The sequence below is a fragment of the Halorubrum sp. B52 genome (genome assembly GCF_059752555.1).
Genome location: NZ_MWTG01000007.1, coordinates 636,567 through 656,686 on the forward strand (window position 1 = coordinate 636,567; position 20,120 = coordinate 656,686).

Genomic DNA, 20,120 nt, shown 5'->3' on the forward strand with positions numbered 1-20,120 from the left:
ACCAGTTTGCGGAACTCACGGATCCATGCGTGATGGTATATTTAATTCGCATATTATTTAAAATATATCTTTTCAATAATCAATACTGACTGTCCAACTCGCTTTCTAACAGTTTATGATGAGAGCGTTATAACCAACTAGTAAGTAATTTAGTTGTTGGCAAGTGATATCTAAATGAGGTATATTCTTAGTGCTTGATCGTCATAATACTGTTTCCAGCGATATTGTCTATTCTCAGTGTTGTGGAGCGCATATTACCCCCAATTTAAACACCAGTATACTGAGCAGTCGGTATCCAAAAACTGTATTGAATACCGCTGTCGGTTTTCGTATATATGTGTCGACTCAAGTAGTTTTGATAGTATCTTGACACCATTCTGTGGTTGGCACTGTCTAGTTTAGCACCTCCTCAGCTGGCGTTCGATCGTCAAGTGACTGATGCGGCCGTTGATGGTTGTAATAGTGTGCGAACTGCTCAAGCCATTCGCGGACGCTTGTCCGACTGCCCACCCACGAGTTATGGAAACGGTCAATTTGCATCTTGAGGATGTGAAACCATTTTTCGATTAGGTTTCGGTCGATGCAGTAAACCTGACTGTTCAATTTTAATCGAGAGAGGCAGTCCGGTAGCCGAACTGATCGACGAGAAACGTGGCGTTGGAGAAATTGTGTTTCTCACGGAAAACAGAGAGGAACGCAGCCGCTGGATCGGTGCCATGTCGTCCGAACAGCCGGACATTAAGAATCAATGTCTCGACATCTATTGCAGCATATAGCCAAGACAGCCCACCGTTTACTTTGATACCAGTTTCGTCAACAGCGACCCTTGAGAGCTTCGCCGTCGGCGGGTCACCACTGCTATCAGCAACTCGATGTACCCACTGAAAGATCACTTGATGAGACCGTTCAACGCCAAAGTGCCGAAGGATCTCTTGTGATTCCCCTAGAGAACACGAGTCGCGTGGAGCCGGACGGCGACGCCCGTCAGGGGGTTCGCCGTCCGCTCCCAACATACAACATTCGCCGTCTCAAGCGTCACAGTGAGCAGTTCTTGGTTGAGAACGAACACCTAAACCACCGAACTGCTCACTTCTCAAACTGGCTTAAGTTGACCGGCAACTAATTATTTCAAGATAATTGCCGTATATCCGCACTAGGTACGTTTCAGTAACCGTAATACATTTAATTTCTAGTTGATAGTAATTGTTTCTTCACCCAATTTTGAATAGTCTTTCTGTGCTCCGGTGGCAATATAGAAAGCCCCAATCTGTACCAGGGCCTCGGTCGTGTCGGCGCAAACCAAAGTGCTTTCAATAAGTGTTGACGGGCTCTACTCCGTTTATTCTGAGTCAATAACTGTGTCCCCACATGGTAGTGGTACATTCCTGCTAGCTCTTTCTGTGAATAGTTTGGCCCCTCAGATCGTTCCGCTCGTTCGTCCAAATTACTGAGTAATTTTTCGTCACTATGCCCAGCTCGTCTTATTTTGGCACTCTCCCGAGCGGCGTCGCCAAAAATACGCTGTCGATGTCGTTTCTGTAGCTGGTAGGCGTTGATATTCCGTTCGTACAGTACATCTGGAATGATATGGAGCCAACCTTTCCCAAATGTATCAGCCATTCGCAGCCAGAGGTCATAATCTTGTGCTAATTGGAACTCTTCTCTGTATCCGTTAACATCTAATAATGCCTCTTTTCGGATCATCATGGATCCGTGTGCCACACCAGGCCCGTTTTCAAGTAAGTCGTTTACTCCGAAATCCCTGTCAGTTGATATTTCAATATCTACAATTTGCGTCTTATCTTGACCAATAATACAATACCAACAAGCAACGGCCTGTATGCTTGACTCAGAGTCTAGTATCTCTGATTGACGTTGGATCCTAAATGGGAGAGATCGCTCGTCTGCATCGGCTCTTGCGATGTACTCACCACGGGCCTCCTGAATTCCACGGTTAAGAGCACTAGGTAATCCTTGGTTTTGATCGAAGGAGACAAGTCGTACTCGGGAATCCTGAAAGCTCTCTACAATCTGTGCTGTCCGATCAGATGATCCGTCATCCACGACCACAATCTCAAAGTTATCAAACGTCTGTCCCAGTATACTCTGTATTGTATCTGCAATCACATCCTCTTCGTTATATGCCCCGACGACAACAGAAACGGTAGGTCCGCCTTCACTGTTCATATGTTGTACCGTTCACTCCATTCATTTCAGTGGAACTACGCCTATCGCTCTTTCGAACTGTTTCACGAGAACTTCTTGTGTAAAGTCCTTTTTAACAATTTCTCGTCCGCGTTCACCAAACTTCTGTCTAAGCGCCGGGCCCTGTGCGAGCGTTTCGATACCTGAAACAAATCCGTCCACATCGTCAGACTCGTACAGGAATCCGGAGACACCTTCCTCCACGTTTCGGCCAATACCGCCCACGTTGCTACCGACAACTGGAAGTCCGGCAGCCATCGCCTCCAAGACGGTGATACAGAGACCCTCCCATAGAGACGGTTGAAAATAAATGTCGATATCTGTGAGAAACGTCGGTATATCCTCTACGAGTCCAAGTAGAGATACATTCATGAGGCCCCGTTCTTTGATCTGTGCCTGTAATTCCCCGTACAACTCACCGTTACCTGCGATCTTAAATTGTATGTTGGAGCCCTGAATTTGTTCCGCAACGTCTAGTACAGTCTTATAATTTTTTGGTTCAGATAATCGTCCAACGCTCCCGACAGTTATTTCCGTCGAACCCTGATGAGTGACGGGAGCGTACTCCTCTAGGTTTATCCCTGCAATTGGGACCCTGTAAACGAGATCTCTGTCAAGCCCGAGATCAGAGATCAGCATTTCAGCAACGGGGTCCGAATCAGCGACAATTACATCGCTAAGACGAGCAGTCCAGCGGAACGCCTGCCGTCGCAGGTCCGTCTTGAACTGATCTGCGTGATGCCAGGTCGCTATCGTCGCAGTCGGATTAACAATCTTCGCTGCTCGAGCGACCATCGACGAGTGGATAAGTGAACCGACAATTACATCGGCTGTTCGAACGATCGAATACAGTTCTCGAATGGTCGGTACACCGATCCCCGACCGCATTCGGAGATTGACGATACGGACCCACGCAGGAAACTCATCGACTAGACTCTGACTGAATCCACCTAAAGATACCACAGTAACATCGTATTGTGCTGGATCCAATCCATTAAGCAGACGACACAGACCGATCTCAGCTCCACCGACGTGTAGGGAGTTAATGATGTAGACGAGTTCCGTTTGATCTGTCGTCGAATTAGTATTGAGCTCGGTCATTTGTTTCTTATATGTACGATGGGATCTGGGTTGTTTATTTAATCTTTCTCAGTCGGAAACATTACTGACCACTGCTCTGAACTTTCCAGCATCGGTCCGTGGAATAGATTCCAGCGTTTCGACCTCAACGTGAATATCCTCGCCGACACGATCTTTGAGCTTCTTGATAGCAATTTCCGCTTGCTCGTCTGTATATCCGTCATCCGGAACGATCTGTAACACGAACTCGTCGACAGACTCCTGAACAATCCGCGACTCACTAACGTTCTCAGTGTACTTGAACACGTTATAACTCAACATCGGAACCCGTCGCCCGCCTTTCGTGACGACGACCTCGTCCTGCCGGCCGATAATCTCGTCGACAATCGGCATCTCTCTCCCACAATCACACTCCTGGTAATTCGGCGGCCCACGGGCCATATCGCCGATCCGATATCGGATTAGAGGCATCGCACGATTGTTTAGTGCGGTTAGAACTATCTCACCGACCTCACCTTCAGAGACGGTCTTCCCGTCAGCATCCAGTACCTCAATAATCCCGATCTCGGGATTGACGTGCATAGAGCTGCTGGAACACTCAGTCACGATCGCAGCGCTTTCGGTTGATCCATACTGATTGTACACCTTCGTTGAGAGTCCCTCCTCGATAAGCGATCTGTCGTCCTCGCGGAGCATCTCGGCTGTCGGGAAGCAAGCGGAGATCTCGATGTCTCGATCCGTCTCGATAGCCCGCTGTGCGCAGTATCGAATCGACGAGGGGTATCCGTCAATGAAGTCCGGGTCAAAGTCCTCGAGCTCGTCTAGGTAGGCATCAACAGTATTCTCACCTAAGTGGTAACTAGACAACAGTAGACGATTGTTTGCCCGGTCGTATCGTCCGTACGGGCCTTCCGATTGATCAGCAGGAACGATCTTGTTCCCAGTAAACGACACGCGTCGGTCCCCGTACCGACAACCACCCCATCCCCAGAACCGATTCATAACCGCCCAATACTTGATATGAGATGGTTCGTCGTGGTACGTGGTTTTCGGCGTTCCGGTCGTCCCACTCGTACTCAACGCGATACGGTCATCAGTATCGACTTCTGAAGAGACAAGCGTCTCAGGCTCTTTACGGAGTGTTTCACTCTCCAAGAACGGGAGGTGCTTCAGCGCTTCTCGTGGGGTCGTCGCCGAGCGTACTGGTTCAAGGTCAATGTGGCTGTAGTGTTTCGTGGTCTGTTTTGCGTGGACAGCTATATCTTGAAGCTTGTTAAGCTGGTCCTCTTGCCAGTCTGTTGCGCTCTTCCACTGGTGTTGACGATATGCTCTGCTACAAGTCTTGAATCGCTGATTGTACCGCGTGTGGCGGATATTGAGGCCTAACACTGAGACGGCGAGCGATTGTAACAGCGGCGGAGACGTATTGTAGAGTTTTTGTAAGAACCAGTTGTTCTGAACCGACATCTACCTCGTGTTTGCCAGTACTACTTATTATCGTTGTGTCTCGTTCTCTAGATATCCGAATTGTAGTGTTGAACGGATCCAAAACCGCAGAGAGATATCCTTTTAATCATCGCGACAGAGATTAAGCTAGAATGGTTATTGCGGCGACGATTTTCTCGTTTCTTGTCTTCGTTTATATCGCACAGTTGGCAGACGACAGCATGTATCTCAAACTTGGATTAATTGCGCTATTAGGACACATAATCGTCGCAGTTGGAGTTATTCCAGTTATACCGTACACCTGGGACTTTGGCCAATTCGATCAGGCGGCTCAACAGGTTGCTACAGGTGGTCTCCCTGCTGGCTCCACAGTCGCTTCCTTCGCAGCTGTCCAAGGAATAGTATACGCAATATTAGGACATGACCCGACGAACATCGCCATTATTTCCGGGCTCTTAGCTGTCCTTCTCCCAGTCCCAATTCGGTACATGACGACATCACTCTACGGGAGAATCCGGCTTGACGGGGTTACGACGATGACCCTGTTCCTCCCGCTCTCGTTCTTGATGTTAAGTTTGCCAATGCGAGATTCAACATCGGTGTTTCTATTCTTTTTGCTATTAGCAATCACAGTCAAATCTATGTCAGAGACACATGCTTTAGTTGGTTTCTTTGCATTTCCGGTGTGGGGTATGCTCTACCTCGTTCGCCCTGAACTCGCCCTCATTTCATTACTCGCCATACTCGCCGCGGTCAGTGTCACTGTGATTCAGATATCCGATATCGATCTATCCCTACGATTAATCTTTGTTATCCTCGTTCCTATCGGAGCAGCCGGATTTGGCCTTTTCGCTGAACTGCTCTACTCGTTTGAACGTGTTAATGCGGAACTCTCATATCGAGCGACTGGAGGCGCAGTCTACCTCGAAGGAATGGAGTACAGTTCATGGTTCGACTTCCTATTGGCGGCACCGGCACGAGCGATATACTTCCAGTTCACTCCGTTCCCCCTTCACGTCGAATCGGTATTTCACGGACTCACACTTATTGGAACAGTAATTACCATCGTAATATTCATAGGTGCGGTCCGTTCTCTCTATCATCGAGATTTTGTTACTACTACCGCCATTCTGCTTGGCGTAGTATATTTCGCAGGAACCACCGGTTACGGCGCCATCAACTCAAACTTCGGAACTGGGGTGCGTCATCGGATTATCTTCGATTTTATCCTTGTCATCGCCGCCGCACCCGTGATCGCGCGCTGGGAACTACTCGTTCGTGAGTGGCTTGGTGTAGCTCCACGTCACCGCGGCGAGCACGACGAACAACAGCGCGAAGCTCAAAAATTGGATAGTCACGTGCAGGCCCGAGGAGAGTATCCGAACGAGGCTAGCGAGTAACCCTAGACCGAGAAGCCCAACCAACAAGCGCTCGTCGTTCAACGCCCGAACCAGCAGGCTCTGTTCAGCCCACTCGACGGCCTGTGCCGAGGCGCGATACAGCAGAGAGTTCTTGATGATCTCTACCGGATTCAACTCCATTACGCGTTCGCAGGAGGAGCGGTTACTTATGAGTTGTTCTCAGCGATCGACTGGAGACTTCGAGTCGTGCGCTCAACGGTATCAGCCCACCGATGCTCGTCTGCTGCGATCTGTTCGGACGCCTCACCGGGATCTTCGATCGCTTCGAAGAGTCCGTCTGCGAACGATTCGTTCCCAGCATCGGCGACCACGTGGCCTCGCTCCCCGAGCATCGACGTAACTTGGTCCAGATCGCTCATCACGATCTCTAACCCGCTCGCCATCGCCTCCAACACTGTCCGCGGCACGCCCTCCGCCCGACTCGGTAACACCAACACGTCCCCGCTCCGATACACCGTCGGCATCTCGTCGTAGGGCACGTGCCCGAGGAACGTCACCGACTCCCCAATCTCCAACTCGGCCACCTGCGCCTCCAGGTCCTCTCGTAACGCGCCGTCACCACACAGGTACAGCTCCACGTCCGGATACTCCGCGAGCACTTCCGCGAACGCCTCGACCGCGAGCCACGGCCGCTTCCCCTCCGCGAACCGTCCGACGAACAACACGACCGGCCCCTCGGCATCGATCAGGTCGCTCTCGGGGCCTTTCGGCGTGAACCGCTCCGTGTCGATTCCGTTGGGAACGACCTCGATCCGCGAGCTCACGCCCAACTCCTGCACGCGTTCTTTGTCCATGTCGGTGTAACAGAACACCACGTCCGCCTGATTGAACGTCCACCGCCCGAGCGTCTTCAGGTACAGCGAGAACAGCCGCTCCGGCGCGTTCTGACTGTACAGTCCGTGGTTCGTGATCGCCAGCGGAATGTCGCCGAGCCGCCGCTTCAGCGCCGCGAGGTTTGTCACGAAGTAGCAGTGCGAGTGAGCGTGTATCACGTCGAAGTCCTTGCTATCTGCGTGCCAGAGGTACCGCGCCACCGCGGGCGAGACGTCGTTCCCGAGTAGCGTGGCGCCCGGTGAAACGCGAACGATCGTGTACCCGTGCGTCTCCTCGATCCGTGGCAGCGATTCATCCTCCCGCGTCGTGAGCACCGTCACGTCGTGGCCCATCGCAGCCTGGTCTCGCGACATCGCGTGGATGTGGTAGTCCCCGCCGCCCTTCGTGTCGGGATAGATCCACGGCGCGGCACGGAGAATCCGCATTACCGGCTCGTAGTCGACGACCGGGTACAAACGTACCGGTTCGGACCCACAGAAAACGTCTATCTCTCCAATACCTAAATCGAAAATATGACTCAGAATACAAAAAGGATAACCAGCAAAACGTGATTATACAGAATCTCTACACTGCGGGAACAGAATACGTAGACTATGAAACAGGTATGCTCGCGGTCGGTAAGGGCACTTGACCCCGCCTGCTCTCACGAGACAAGCCCAAGGGAGTGACATCCTTCCCGCGGTACATGGCGGGATCTCCCCTACGAGGGGAAGGGTTGTAGGTTTCAGTCCGAGTCTGCCGAGAGCGTCATCTGTCCGGGTTTCGGACTCGTCTCTCGGTGGACTGTGGCGCTGTCACAGGCGCTCCCATCCTGTGGCGAGTCATCGCGTCCGGGTTCCCAACGGACGCTCTCTCCCCACGGGTCGACGCGGCCGGCGATATTCGCCGCCGCGTTGATGTCTGCTTGGAACTCCGAGACGTGGCAGTTGTCGTGTGGACACACAAACTCAGCTTGTTCATCGCGACGACCAAGACGCCCGCACGCGTGGCACGTCTGAGAGGTGTACGCCGCGTTGACGTACTCGACGTGAACTCCTGCCTCGGTCGCTTTGTCTTCGATTCGATCCTGTAGCCGAGCGAACGCCCATGCGTGAAGCCGCCGGTTCATGAACGTACCGTAGTCCAACCCCTCACGGACGTATGATAGATCTTCGAGAACAATAACCGGATCTTCGAAGGAGTTAGCATACGCGACGGCCTGTCGAGACGCTTTCTCGATAATGTCGGTCAGGGCGTTCTGATAGTGGTCGAATCGTTTGTCCACACGCCACTCGGCGGCGTCTCTCGACTGTAACCTCCGGAGCGTGGTGAACATCTCTTTGCGGAGCTGTCTTGCTCGACTGCCACTGACGAGCATCGGCTTCCGTGGCACGTCGCGTTTGAGGGCACAGCCCGTGATCAACGCGCTCTCACCCACGTCAAATCCGATGTACGTCGGATCGTCCGAGCTGGTCGATTCTTCGACAGAATATTTGACAGTAACGTGTAATTCCCACGAGGTTCGGTGTCGCTGTAGCCGCAACTCTCCGGGGTCTACGTCCTCGGTGAGCAGGTCGAACCACAGAGATTCCTGTTCGGGATTGATACGGAGTGGAATCCAGAAGTTCGTCCCGCGTCCGGGTTGCGAAACCTGCCAGACGAAGCCGTGTTCGCGCTCATCGGAGTAGTCGAACTCCGCGGCCCGGTTGACAAGTCGAAGCGGATGTTCGTCGTCCAACTCCTTGGTGTTGTACGTATCACGGAGTTTCGGGACGTAGGACTTGAGCGCGTCTTTGGCTTGGTACGGCAGGTCGTAGGGTGTCACAATGTCGTTGACTGCAGACATTGTGTTCGCCCCACTATCGAATGCGTCGTGGAGTGCTTCGCGGTAGGTGTCCAAGAGTCGCTGGAGACGTTGCTCTTTACCCGTGGTGGGCGTTGCGAGCGTGGCCTGTAGCGTCTTTGTTACCGTCTCGGACACAATACTACAATAGTGTTAGTCAAAGTTAACACTGTTGGTCACAAACTGTGGGATGTGAAGAATATCAATATTGAGGTGGATGAGGACCAGTACAAGAGTCTAAAAGAGACAAAGAAACGCCACGGACTGACATGGCGAGGGATGCTACTTCACGCGCAACGACAGTTAGATTCTGACTCCACTACCGAGTAGTGGGTAGTTAGTTCCAGCCCCTCAGTTTGAGATATGAAAGAGCAGATAATCGATCACTACGGCGACGCGTACGAGGGCGTCCTGATCACCTACACCCACCAGCGCGAGCGGAAAGGGCTCGCCCACGCCCTCCTCTCCGTCGAAGAGCACATCGACGACGACTTCATGCTCATCCTCGGCGACAATATCTTCCAGGCGAACCTACAGGACGTTGTCCGCCGCCAGCGCGAGGACCGCGCTGACGCCGCCTTCCTCGTCGAGGAGGTTCCGTGGGAAGAGGCATCCCGTTATGGAGTCTGTGACACGAACCAGTACGGCGAGATCATGGACGTCGTCGAGAAGCCGGAGGACCCGCCAAGTAATCTGGTGATGACCGGCTTCTATACGTTCTCACCCGTCATCTTCCACGCGTGCCACCTCGTCCAGCCGTCGAACCGCGACGAGTACGAGATCTCCGACGCGATAGATCTGCTCATCCAGTCGGGGCGGACAATTGACGCCATCGGGCTTGACGGCTGGCGAATCGACGTCGGCTATCCTGAAGACCGTGATGAGGCTGAACGACGTCTCACTGAGGGTGCTGAGAGCGAGGCAGAGCAGAGTGCAAACGAGTCCGTCAAATCTGACGATTGATTTCAGGATTATCCCGGTGAGAAGGTGGTCTCATTACTCCGCGTCAAGTGTTTTGTAGCAGGATATCGGCACTCTCGCATGAAGTCAAGGAAACACATAAAACCAATCTCAGATTTCAAGCTACCCTGAATTTTCTGCGGGATCGCCCAACGACGGTTACCTGCGAATTGTCACCATCACATCAAGGCCGACCTTCCAAATCTGTCGAACGACAAGCTTCAGATCGTAGATGAACGACTGCTGTTTGACATACTGAAGATCGAACCTGAGCTTCTCTTCTGGATCCGTGCTTTTTGCATCGTTCACCTGCGCGAGACCAGTCAGTCCTGGTTTGACGAACCACCGCTTGCGCCAGGACCGCTCTTGAGCCTCCAACAGCGACTCCTCTTCTGTCCATACGGCCCGCGGTCCGACGACGCTCATGTCGCCAATGAGGATCGACCACAGCTGTGGAATCTCGTCGAGATGCGTCGGGCGTAGCACACGCCCGACGCGGGTAATCCGGTCGTTCACTTCATCATCAACCGGCTCGATAGATTCTCCCGCGGGAACCATCGACCGGAATTTGAACACGTCGAACGTCTCGCCGAACACCGCAGTCCGCTCTTGGCTATACAAAATTGGCCCACCATCGTCGAGTTTGATCGCCACCGCAATTCCACAGATGGCGGGACTCAACACAACCAGCCCAACTACCGCAAACACCACGTCAAACCCGCGCTTGAGAATGTGATCTTGGATGTCCCATGGCTCGAGGTCAACATTGACGAGCGCTCCGACGTCATCGTCAGCAGTCAACACCCGATCTGCGTGATCGCGGTGGACAAGGACATCAACGCCGTGCTCGTAACAGGCATCGAGCGCACCGAAGAACTCGGCTCGATCTGTGTGCTCGAACGCTAAGACAGCTGTATCGATATCATACTCGACCAGCACATCCTCGATCCGAGAGAGCCCACCCAGTCGGTCAACCCCACCAAGCTGGACCCCACCGTCTGCAACAGCGGCTACCGGCCTCGACGATACATCGGCCATGAACGCACTTGTGGGGCAGAGATACCCCATAAGCGGGATATCGATATCAGCCGCGAGCTCCTCAATCGCAGCCGGATCATCCCCGACGATGATCGCCCGCTTGGAGTCACCATTTGGCCGCCGGCGAATCCACACGAACCACGCGGGCAACATGACGAGCAACACCGGCGTGATCGCGATGAGCGTCGTCCGCGGCAGCCGATACGTATAATCAAAATACCCGATCGCAGCGAGCGTCACCATTGCAACCATCACCCGCTTTTGGGTGAGCGCAACTGTATCGAGAATGCGTCGCGGCCGAGGCTTATACAGCGGAAGAAACGCCGCAGTGACGATGACTACGGCCGTTGCCATCTCAAAGACAAGCTCGGCCCCCATCGGGGCATCCGCCGCGAGCCGCCCAACGACTGGAAGCCGGGTGAGAACCGCATGGACAGCAACGCTGTTTGCGACCGCAACAGCGAGGGCAGTGATGACTGCAACACCGCCGACGCTGCGCAGCCGGTACTGCCACCCGGAGAGCATTAGCCGTAGGTTAGACCGACAATATATAAATGGACTGTGATGTCGCGGACAGCAGCGTGGGGCATCAGAAACACGGACCATGGCAGTAGTCGACAGGTCCGTACGCCGACGACAGCGAATCCAATCGGTGACGCAGCAACCGGTACCCACAAACCGATCCACAATGCCTGGAGCTGATTGGAGTTGACGTCCTGTGTTTCCGGCACTGTGCTTGGCCTCATTTCTGTGTTTGTCCTCGCTGGTGCTGTTGCCGATCGCAGCGTCATCAGTGCAGACGATTTCGCAGACGGATAGGCGACGCACCACGTAGCAAGCGGCTAAAATCGTCCCACAACACGTACACGTTTTCTGATGGTCGCCTCATCCACGGGGGCAACGAGAAACCCGTGTTCTTGGCCTTGTATGCATTCAGGCGGGTGAATCGGGTGAGCGCTCCTCAGTGGCGTGGCTCAGTCTCCAACCAGGCCTAATTCCGTAGACCACCAGTGGTGTTCCCTCGGGTAGGACTGAGATGCCCTCAGTTAGGAAGCATATATACCTCGACCCAGTAACAGAGTGGCATGGCAACACGGGATGGTACGTACTCGCTCGTCCCACTCCTCAAACAGCCCCGCATCGATCCGACTGAGGACATCGAGATCGATGTATACATTGTCGGGAGCGGCGATATCAGGGCAGCACAACTCTTTGTCGTCCATTCACACCCAGATCTCGTCTCCGATTTCGGAACGATCGAAGCAAGTCTTGCGCCACTCACCCACGCAGAGTATGACCCCGATGAGGGCGTCGTCACCGGCAGGGCCGCTGAAGAAAGCGAGTACACGACCGCAAATGCACTCGTCCAGAACGGCTGTCATTTCCCACTGGCACCCGCGCTGTTCGACGCACCAGCCACGAATCGCGAACTGACGCTCCCTTTTGGTGCCGGCTATCTCGAACAGACACACAACAGCAAGCCACCGATCACGTACACCGTCCCGACAAACGAGTCCGTGGCGCCAGGCGAGTACAGCCTCCAGATGGTGCTCTCATATGAGACCGGCACGGGCGAGATCAAACAGGACGCACACAAGGTTCCAGTCCACGTCCGCAACTACCGCGAACAGCACAACCGGGGGATCACAATCGCCCGGTACGCGGCGGCTATTCTGGCACTGCTCTCGTTGGTTGTGACAGCAGTCGCTGCCCTGCTGAATGCCGGACTCATATGATCGCTTGCCGGCGTGTCACGCCTCCTGTAGCTCGTACCAGTCACGGAGGAGCTGGGCTTCAAGCGTCGCCAACTGCTCAGTCACCTCCGTATCGGCAAGCTGGTACAGATGCTTCCGGCCACTGGATCCGGCATCCTCGGCAATACCATGTGCAATGAGCTGGTCGCGATGGTTATTCACCGCGCCACGACTCAGCCCAGCAACCGTCGCCCAGTCTTGGATGCTAAGCGCGTGGTCGGGCTCGCTGAGTAGCGCCGCAACCAGCTTGGCTTCCGGATGATCGCCAAAGATCCACGTGAGCGGGGTGTCGTCGGCGTATGGCTCAATGATCTCTCTGTCAGCAGGCGGCTGGGGCTGGACATCTCCCGTTGGCAACGCACCGGGTGTCTCGTAGGCACGCGAGAGGAGTCGCCCCTCAAGTTCCCGCAGGAGCCCGACAGCCTCCGTCTCACCAAGCCGGTACAAATCACGTTTGCCCGACCGTGCAGCGACCTCGATCACACCACAGTCAACCATCGACTCCAAGTAGGACGGTACAGCGGGTCGTGAGACACCCGCAAGATCAGCAATGCCCGTTTTATCAAGGAGCGTATCTGGTTCACTGAGAAACCCAGCGAGCACCTTCACTTCTGGGTGGGCACCAAACACCCACGTGAGTGGCGTGTCCTCAGCATACGTCCCGTCTAGCTCAGCAATCGGTGCAACCGTCGAATGGGGATCGTCATGGGCCATGAGAGATGTGTGTCCGCGCGAGTTACACCGAGCAACTGCTGCCACTCACTTAATAGTTTCCAGTACAGCAGACGCGAACACGCTCAATGTATGTTGTGAGACGCTTACCTCTTAGAAAAAAACTAATGTATGCGTCGACAACACGTACTGACAGTCCAGCGATGGCTCACGTTCCAGAGACGCTCTTTTCCGATGACGATGATACGCAGTTGGCAAAGAAAATCATCCGAAAACTCGGAATGAAAGGCCACGACAGACACGACCCAGCGACGCGCGGCCAGATTCGGTCGTATCTTGCCGCACCCCCCACACCACGGCGGCTCAAACGGATTCTGAAACAATTGATCCAGCAGAGCCCGCCAGTCGACGGCACGGTCAGACACGATGAGATCTGGGTGACAGCGGCATACTTCAACAACCCTATCGTCGAATTTTGAGACCGGTCGCGAGCCGACCAGCCACGGCGATCCCCGAACTGATCACCGATCCGGAATCCACTGTGTGTCTGCCCCACAGCGGTCAGCAAACTGCATCGCTGGCTCAAAGGCGACTAACTGGACGTTGTTCCGGTGGCCGCCACCATACGTCGTCACGGGAACGCCTGGCTGTCGAGCCATCGTCTCAAGGAGTGTTTTCACCCGGCCCTGTTTGTGAGTCGGAAACCAGCCTGCAACAGTGGTGATCTGTTTTTTGTGACTCCCCAACACGCGCTTGCGAAGGAGCTTGTACACGATCTGCCCTGCAAGGCGAGCATCCTCCTCGGTGTCGAACGGATGGTGGGAAATGTCGGGGATAATCACTCACCGTGGTTGACAGTCGATAACATGCCTAGCGACAAAAGTGTTTTGAGAGTATACACACACGCATCTAATCAGGACAAGACTTTTGCCCCCACCCACCAATATGCCGCGTGTGAGTCGTCTCACGTGCTGGCTCGCCGGACGAACACCACACCCCCATACAGGGTCATCACCCCTGACACAAGCCACACGACAGGAGACGGCTTCGCGACGGGCACTCACACATGTTCCCCAACTTCATCGACAATCCGACGGCCGTGCTGCCGACGCCAGCAACGATCACGTCGCGGATCGACAAGCGGACGCAGTTGAGCGATCGTCTGCCTGTGGACAGGGCGCGACAGATCCGCGCCACACTCACCGAGCGGTTCGCGCCGAACGATATCGGTGGCACCCGAGAGGGTGGTGAGCGGCCACAGCGGGAGGCGTATGCTGAGGACACGCCGCTCACCTGGGTGTTTGGCGATCACCCGGAGGCCAAACTGGTTGCGACGTTCCTCAGCGAGCCACAGACGGCGCTTGAGGTCGATGATCTCAGGCAGCTCAGCGGGGTCGAAGATGACGCCGCCCTAGAGCGCACGCTCGCGCAACTCGAGCGGCACGATGTGATCGCCTGTGAGCGCTCTGACGGCGAGCCAGTTGCATGTACGGTCAACGAGAACTCGCCGTCGGTCGAGCAGCTCCGCCAAACTGAGCAGGTGTTGCTCAGCGAGTGGTACAATCAGTAGCCACGGTCACACGGCTTTGAGACGTGGAGGATTCGACCGTTCGCCGAGACCCAGTCCAGCAGGTAGCGAGAGACGCCAGCACCCCCGCGTAGCTGAGGCCGTGGACGACAGCGAGGGCCATTCGGTCATCGGAGGTGATCGGCTCTGGCACGACAGTCCCTCGAGTCCCCTCGTCGCTACAGAAGCGGCGGTGATAGGTAGAGTATGTGGCCGCTGTTCTGTCATCCTCCCACGGTACCAGCTGCGGGATTCTCCACTGGAGGTGAACCCACGATGATCAAGACCGCTCACCCTCGATCACCGCTGTTTCAGCGTCTAACGCCCGCACCTCAATCCCGCGCCACTCCCCGTCCACGCCGACGAGGGCCTCCGCATACCCCAACTCCTCGTTCCCTGGTACGGCCTCTTGCACAAATCGTTTCTGGGCGTGATTCAGCCCGAACTCCGCGGCCCACTCCTCATCCATCCCATCCAACCGGTGGAACTGCTTGATCGCACACTGATCGAGAATCATCTCGGCTTCGGGCCGCTCGAAGAACTCATCGACCGTCTGGGTGACCAACTGGATCGACAGATCATGGTGGCGGTGGTGCCGAAAAATCGTCTCGAGAAAGGCGAGATTCTCGGCGTCCCGCAACACGTACCGCGCCTCATCAATCACGAACACGACCTCCTTCTCAGTCTGTTTCGCCCGCTCGTACACTAAGGAGATAAGCAACTGCATCACCAGACTCGTCCGTCCGCCAACCCGCCCCTCCTGCTGAGCGAGATCCAAATAGATGAGATCCGTTGCCTGAAAGTCGACCTCACTCGCCCGCCCCAGATGTGCGAACTGCCCATCCGGCGCAAACGGCCGCAGCTGGTCGATGAGCCACGTCGCGTCCGCCTGTAGCTTTTCGGCCTCAGCGTCGGTACGCAAGGTGTACTCACTGGGATCATCCACAATCCCCTCGAGAACGTCGATCACGTCGCGGAGGGTTGGACTCGCCTTGTCGTGGGTTGTCACGTCCTCTGTAATCCCGGCCTCGTGATACGCCATCTCGACGGCCACCTCGAGAGTCGTCCGCCGATCCCCGAGTGTAATCCCGCGGTGCGCAAAGAAGTTCGCGAGAAAGCTCAACACCCGCTCTTTCTTTTCGGTAAAGGGACTCGCATCAGCGCCCAACTTATCGCGCACGTGATCTGGCATCGGCGTGATCTCTAAGGGATTGATCCCGAGGGTGCCACCAACGGTAATCCGCCGAGCGTCCACCGCCTCTGCGACACCAGCCCAGTCGTTGAGCGGTTCGAGGATGACGCCGATCCGGTCCTCATGGTGAGCCACCGACCGGATGAACCGCTGTTTGGCGCTGAAACTCTTGCCGGAGCCCGGATCCCCCACCGTAAACGTCGCGTACCCGTTCTCACGCGCGAACGGATCGACCACCACCGGCGTGTCCGTATGGCGGTGCACACCCAGTTCAACCCCATCGGGCTCCAAGAGGGTGGGCCGGTGTGGGGACGCCAACAGCGCGCCCACCGCGCCGCTCACACACGTCGTGGTCCGGTCAAGCTCCACCCCGCCGAGCGGCGATGCACTCCGCAGCGCCCGACCTTGGGCACAGATCGCGGTCTTCGGCGCGAGCTCCGCCGGCTGCTCGCGGAGCGTCCGTTTCACGCGGCGCACATCCTGATCGAGCGTCTCCCGATCGGCTGCTCGCACCGTCACAAACAGCCCCTGTGAGAACACCCGGGCGCCCGCCTCGACAGCGCGATACATTGCGGCCGCCTCACTCGCCCGATCTTGGAGATACGTGCTCCGAACGCTCGATTCGAGATCTGCATCCACCTTCAGATCGTCCGCGGTCGCCTGCAGCTGGTCGAGCGCTCGTTCCTGATCGCGGGGCCGGATGTGGGCGGTGACGTGAAACCGGACGTCGGTCAGCGTGAACAGCTCGCTGAGATATCCGTCACTCGGATAATCCGGCCAATCGGCGATATACAGCGTGGTCGTCCACTCATCGCCAACCCGCGCGCGTCGGCTCTCCCACTCGACGGCCGCCGGCGCCACCGCGTCCTGCTGGCGTTCGCGGGGTGGGGCCACCTCCGCGTCCAGCTGCGGGGCTGAGTCGGGTGGCTCGACGTATGCCGACAGATCCACGTCTGGATCATGTGTGGGCTGACGCGCCTGCAGCCACACGCCAAGCAGGAGGCCGATCACCAGGATGCTTCCACCGGCCATGAGTCCGCCGACGAGCGTCGATGGCGAGAGCGACTCGACGCCACTGACCACCACAAGCAGCGACTCAATCATTGGACTCACCCCGCGGTTGATGATCCACACCGGCCCGGTCGGCCACGGGCGCCGCATCAAGGTCGGTCCCGTTCCAAAACTGCGTGGCCAGCCCCACGATTTCAGCCGTCGACAGCCGCCGGGCTGTACAGTCACTGGTTTTGGCGACGAACTCCGTTTCGACCGTGCGCAGCCGCTCGCGCAGCTTCGCGAGCTGCGCGCCGCGCAGCTCCGCCTCCGTCAGCCGGTCACGACGCGTCACAAACGGCGTCGCCAGTATCCCCACGACCGGGAGCAGTGTGAGCCGCTCGGCCGGCGTCCGCTCCTCGGGATGCCGTTCGTACACCTCGAACGGCGCCACTGACACACCCAGAACGTACCGTACCTGCTGGGTCTCCGCCAGCTCGGCCGGCCGCTGGTCACGATAGGCGGCGATCAGCGCCCGCAGTGATTCGTTAGTATGGACCGCCGGATCGGCGAGGCGTGCGTCGAGTTGCTCGACGAGTGTCGCCGCCGGATACGGATCCGTTGTGGTGTACAGCGTCAGTTCGAAGGTGAGCTCCTGATTCGCGAACGCCTCCCCAGCTGCCTGGCGTGTAGCCCAGTCGTCAACCATCGCGAAATCCATGTTACCCGGCGTCAGCTCGATGAACGCCTCCATCCGCCCGTCCGTGCGTTCGACGGCGCCGTGGCCGGGCCACGCCCGCTTGAGCGCGGTCAGCTCCTGGGTGTGCTCATCGACGACGAACGGCTGTGGGACAGTCGTCGAATCGTCTGGATCCGGTGTCGACGCGGCAGCCACCGCTTCATGGAGCGTAATCCGCGGCCGGCGCAGATAGAAGCGCCCCATATCGTGGAGCCACGTACTCGCCGGGAGCTGTCTGGGGGCTGCGTACACGACGGCCACTCCAATCGCGAAGCCAACACACACCAGCGGGAACACGAGCGGTTCGACGCCAAGCGCCGCCCCAGCCACGAGCCCCGCAATGGGAAAACTCAACAGCACGTACAGGTCGCGTTCGTACACGCCGACGATTGGGAGCCGACGGTCGGCATCCAGTGAGCGCATCACGCGCCGCGTCGCGGGAGTGTCTGTGTCACTGCTCATGGTCTGGGTTCGTTTTCGGTGCGGCGGTACGACGCCCACCCACCCTCGTGACTGCGCACTCTGGGCGCAGCCGTCGTCGCCGTCGAGGTGGATTCACCGCTTGAGTCGGGACTCGAGTCCGTCTGTGAATCGTTCCGGGCAACCCGCTGGGCGACGGTGTGGCCCACAGCCGCTTTTGTCCCCCAGCGGGCCGCCGTGGCGCCAGCCCACGGGCCGGCGACCGCCGCAGCGCCAGCAACGGCGCCTGCGGTGACGGTCAGTCCCGTCATCCGGCCTACTGTGCGCACGAGTCGCGGTGTTGTGTACGCGAACAGCTTCCAGATGACCCACACGCTCACAACTGGCAGCGACACCGCGATGAGATACCCGAAGAACGCCTTTTCGGGTGTCATCATCCCCGCACTGCTGCCAATAAGAAGATCGTACCCCCGGAACAGCAACGCCACCGGGAGCGGCATCACTGCGAGTGGGATGAATTTGACCGCCACACGGGTAGCAATCCCTGAGATAACGGGCAGCCCGCCGTACGCAACCGCAATCGCGATCGGCATGACGTACACAAACACGTAGAGAAGGAGTTCACGCAGGTATAACAGCGCCTGAAGCGTCCACATCGCGACGGCTCCGACGAAGCTTAGTAGAAGTGCAAGGAGGGGGTTCGATAGTGTTAGATTGAAAAAATTGGTTAGTGGTGTTGCTACTGCATCGATTGACGGCACGAGGGCAATGGTGAACCCATCGACAAGGTACAACAGAGTGACAGCGACCCAATACCAGATCGCGATCAGTAGCCCTCCCGTCCAAGCCGAACGACGTACACGACGATCACGAATTGGATCGCTGAGGTTGAAAATTCGGAGCGTATGCCTCCCTTGGACACATATGAGGAGAATCAAAAATGCGATCAGCGTTATTTCCCCGGCAACAAGCGCATCAAACAATTGTGTCCACGGTTGACTCTGGGGCTCTCCTACTGGGAGTCCGTTCGTGGTCTCAGGGACTGGTGTACCAAAGAGTGCCTCAGTAAGCTCACGGTATCCTTCTCGAATTCCTTCAGTAAACCACTCGACGATTTGATTCAGAATATCCAAAAACCACTGAAATCCAACATCAGTAAGAGAAATCCCACTCATGTGTCAACCCTCTCTATTGTGATCTGACACTCAGAAAGATTCTCACCTTGGTAAGTCACATTGTACTCTTTCTCAGCCAGTTTTCCACCAACATTCCCTGTTAAACTGACCTCAAATCGGCCGCTTGTTCCATCAGGAGTACAATTAATCTGTTCACTTCTCGGCCCGAACGGTAGTGTTCTGGAATAAACGGTTCGTCGCTCTCCCGAACCAAGAACTGGCTCTGTATATGTGACAGGTTTCTCGACCGCTGCGATCCCACTTTCAGAAAGCTCATCTGAGGTCGGTTGTGGAACATCACCATTAAACTGGAGTTTGGTGAGTTTCTCGGGCCCCGTTCCCACATTCTCGACATCCACAATTACTTCACCAGTGATCGTGAGACTAGCAGCCCCCTCATACATCTCATCGGGATGGTTCCGAGCGAGTTTCAACTCTCGAATGACGACATCTGGACGTAGCGACTGCTCGACGGCAGCCACAACGCTGTCACCATCAACCAACTGGACGATGTAGGTCCCCGGTGGGTACGCCGTGCCAAGCGGAATCGTCTCCCGACTGGCGCCGGGCGTGAGATCACGCTCAGCAAACGCCTCGCCGGACGGCGCGATCACGGCCAGCCCGCTGGCAGTTGTTTCGGCGTCATACTCGACGGCCAACTCGGTGCCCTCGACGGTGACGGCTGTGAGCGCACCCGATCCAGGGTCACTCGATTCACCGGTTGTACAGCCGGCGACAGAAACGAATCCGCCGGTCGCGATCGTTGTGAGCACGGTGCGACGTCGCGGGGAGGGTAGTGTGTGAC

General features: G+C 56.2%; 16 protein-coding genes and 1 pseudogene. 5 read left to right on the plus strand and 12 right to left on the minus strand.

The window, feature by feature from the left end; genetic code table 11:
• Positions 1–393: 393 nt before the first annotated feature.
• The 4 genes and pseudogenes from B4V04_RS04630 to B4V04_RS04645 form a co-directional block, all read right to left on the minus strand.
• A pseudogene (locus B4V04_RS04630) lies at positions 394–1,048 on the minus strand (IS6 family transposase).
• Between the two features lie 134 nt (positions 1,049–1,182).
• Positions 1,183–2,187 carry a glycosyltransferase family 2 protein gene (locus B4V04_RS04635; protein ID WP_498229564.1) on the minus strand — a complete coding sequence of 335 codons (1,005 nt, stop codon included), beginning with the start codon at positions 2,185–2,187 and terminating at the stop codon, positions 1,183–1,185.
• A 21-nt stretch (positions 2,188–2,208) separates the two neighbouring features.
• Complete coding sequence (locus B4V04_RS04640; RefSeq protein WP_498229566.1) at positions 2,209–3,306, minus strand: glycosyltransferase family 4 protein; 1,098 nt, start codon at positions 3,304–3,306, stop codon at positions 2,209–2,211.
• A gap of 48 nt (positions 3,307–3,354) precedes the next feature.
• Positions 3,355–4,752 carry a phenylacetate--CoA ligase family protein gene (locus tag B4V04_RS04645; protein WP_498229568.1) on the minus strand — a complete coding sequence of 466 codons (1,398 nt, stop codon included), beginning with the start codon at positions 4,750–4,752 and terminating at the stop codon, positions 3,355–3,357.
• 131 nt (positions 4,753–4,883) lie between these two features.
• On the opposite strand from B4V04_RS04645, the gene B4V04_RS04650 reads away from it, so the two are divergent.
• The gene (locus B4V04_RS04650) at positions 4,884–6,131 is read left to right on the plus strand and encodes a hypothetical protein (protein ID WP_498229570.1); all 1,248 of its coding nucleotides are present in this window, start codon (positions 4,884–4,886) and stop codon (positions 6,129–6,131) included.
• 167 nt (positions 6,132–6,298) lie between these two features.
• Here the strand turns inward: B4V04_RS04650 and B4V04_RS04655 are convergent, their stop codons facing one another.
• Together B4V04_RS04655 and B4V04_RS04660 are read right to left on the minus strand one after the other, a co-directional pair.
• On the minus strand, positions 6,299–7,411 hold the full coding sequence (locus B4V04_RS04655) for a glycosyltransferase family 4 protein (RefSeq protein WP_498229572.1): 1,113 nt from the start codon (positions 7,409–7,411) through the stop codon (positions 6,299–6,301).
• Between the two features lie 299 nt (positions 7,412–7,710).
• Entirely contained in the window at positions 7,711–8,946 is a 1,236-nt protein-coding gene (locus B4V04_RS04660) for an RNA-guided endonuclease TnpB family protein (protein ID WP_498229574.1), read from the minus strand.
• A gap of 225 nt (positions 8,947–9,171) precedes the next feature.
• Here B4V04_RS04660 and B4V04_RS04665 point away from each other — a divergent pair, with 225 nt between their 5' ends.
• Entirely contained in the window at positions 9,172–9,771 is a 600-nt protein-coding gene (locus B4V04_RS04665; protein ID WP_498229576.1) for a sugar phosphate nucleotidyltransferase, read from the plus strand.
• Positions 9,772–9,927: 156 nt separating this feature from the next.
• Here B4V04_RS04665 and B4V04_RS04670 read toward each other — a convergent pair whose 3' ends face one another.
• Entirely contained in the window at positions 9,928–11,331 is a 1,404-nt protein-coding gene (locus tag B4V04_RS04670; protein ID WP_498229578.1) for a sugar transferase, read from the minus strand.
• A gap of 560 nt (positions 11,332–11,891) precedes the next feature.
• On the opposite strand from B4V04_RS04670, the gene B4V04_RS04675 reads away from it, so the two are divergent.
• Positions 11,892–12,542: a DUF8164 family protein gene (locus tag B4V04_RS04675; protein WP_498229580.1), complete on the plus strand. Its 651-nt coding sequence runs from the start codon at positions 11,892–11,894 to the stop codon at positions 12,540–12,542.
• Positions 12,543–12,557: 15 nt separating this feature from the next.
• Here the strand turns inward: B4V04_RS04675 and B4V04_RS04680 are convergent, their stop codons facing one another.
• On the minus strand, positions 12,558–13,274 hold the full coding sequence (locus B4V04_RS04680; protein ID WP_498229582.1) for a hypothetical protein: 717 nt from the start codon (positions 13,272–13,274) through the stop codon (positions 12,558–12,560).
• A gap of 161 nt (positions 13,275–13,435) precedes the next feature.
• Here B4V04_RS04680 and B4V04_RS04685 point away from each other — a divergent pair, with 161 nt between their 5' ends.
• Positions 13,436–13,711 (plus strand): hypothetical protein, encoded by a 276-nt coding sequence (locus B4V04_RS04685; protein ID WP_498229583.1) that lies wholly within the window; start codon positions 13,436–13,438, stop codon positions 13,709–13,711.
• Positions 13,712–14,298: 587 nt separating this feature from the next.
• Positions 14,299–14,802 carry a hypothetical protein gene (locus tag B4V04_RS04690; RefSeq protein ID WP_498229584.1) on the plus strand — a complete coding sequence of 168 codons (504 nt, stop codon included), beginning with the start codon at positions 14,299–14,301 and terminating at the stop codon, positions 14,800–14,802.
• A gap of 277 nt (positions 14,803–15,079) precedes the next feature.
• Here B4V04_RS04690 and B4V04_RS04695 read toward each other — a convergent pair whose 3' ends face one another.
• From B4V04_RS04695 to B4V04_RS04710, 4 genes are read right to left on the minus strand one after another with little or no spacing between them, the layout of a single operon-like run.
• Positions 15,080–17,095 (minus strand): VirB4 family type IV secretion system protein, encoded by a 2,016-nt coding sequence (locus B4V04_RS04695; protein ID WP_498229586.1) that lies wholly within the window; start codon positions 17,093–17,095, stop codon positions 15,080–15,082.
• Positions 17,088–18,182 (minus strand): TraC-like domain-containing protein, encoded by a 1,095-nt coding sequence (locus B4V04_RS04700; protein ID WP_498229588.1) that lies wholly within the window; start codon positions 18,180–18,182, stop codon positions 17,088–17,090. Before B4V04_RS04700 ends, B4V04_RS04695 begins: the two co-directional genes overlap by 8 nt.
• On the minus strand, positions 18,179–19,315 hold the full coding sequence (locus B4V04_RS04705) for a TrbL/VirB6 family protein (RefSeq protein WP_498229590.1): 1,137 nt from the start codon (positions 19,313–19,315) through the stop codon (positions 18,179–18,181). Before B4V04_RS04705 ends, B4V04_RS04700 begins: the two co-directional genes overlap by 4 nt.
• Complete coding sequence (locus B4V04_RS04710) at positions 19,312–20,088, minus strand: hypothetical protein (RefSeq protein ID WP_498229592.1); 777 nt, start codon at positions 20,086–20,088, stop codon at positions 19,312–19,314. The genes B4V04_RS04705 and B4V04_RS04710 overlap by 4 nt, the downstream gene beginning before the upstream one ends.
• Positions 20,089–20,120 lie beyond the last annotated feature (32 nt).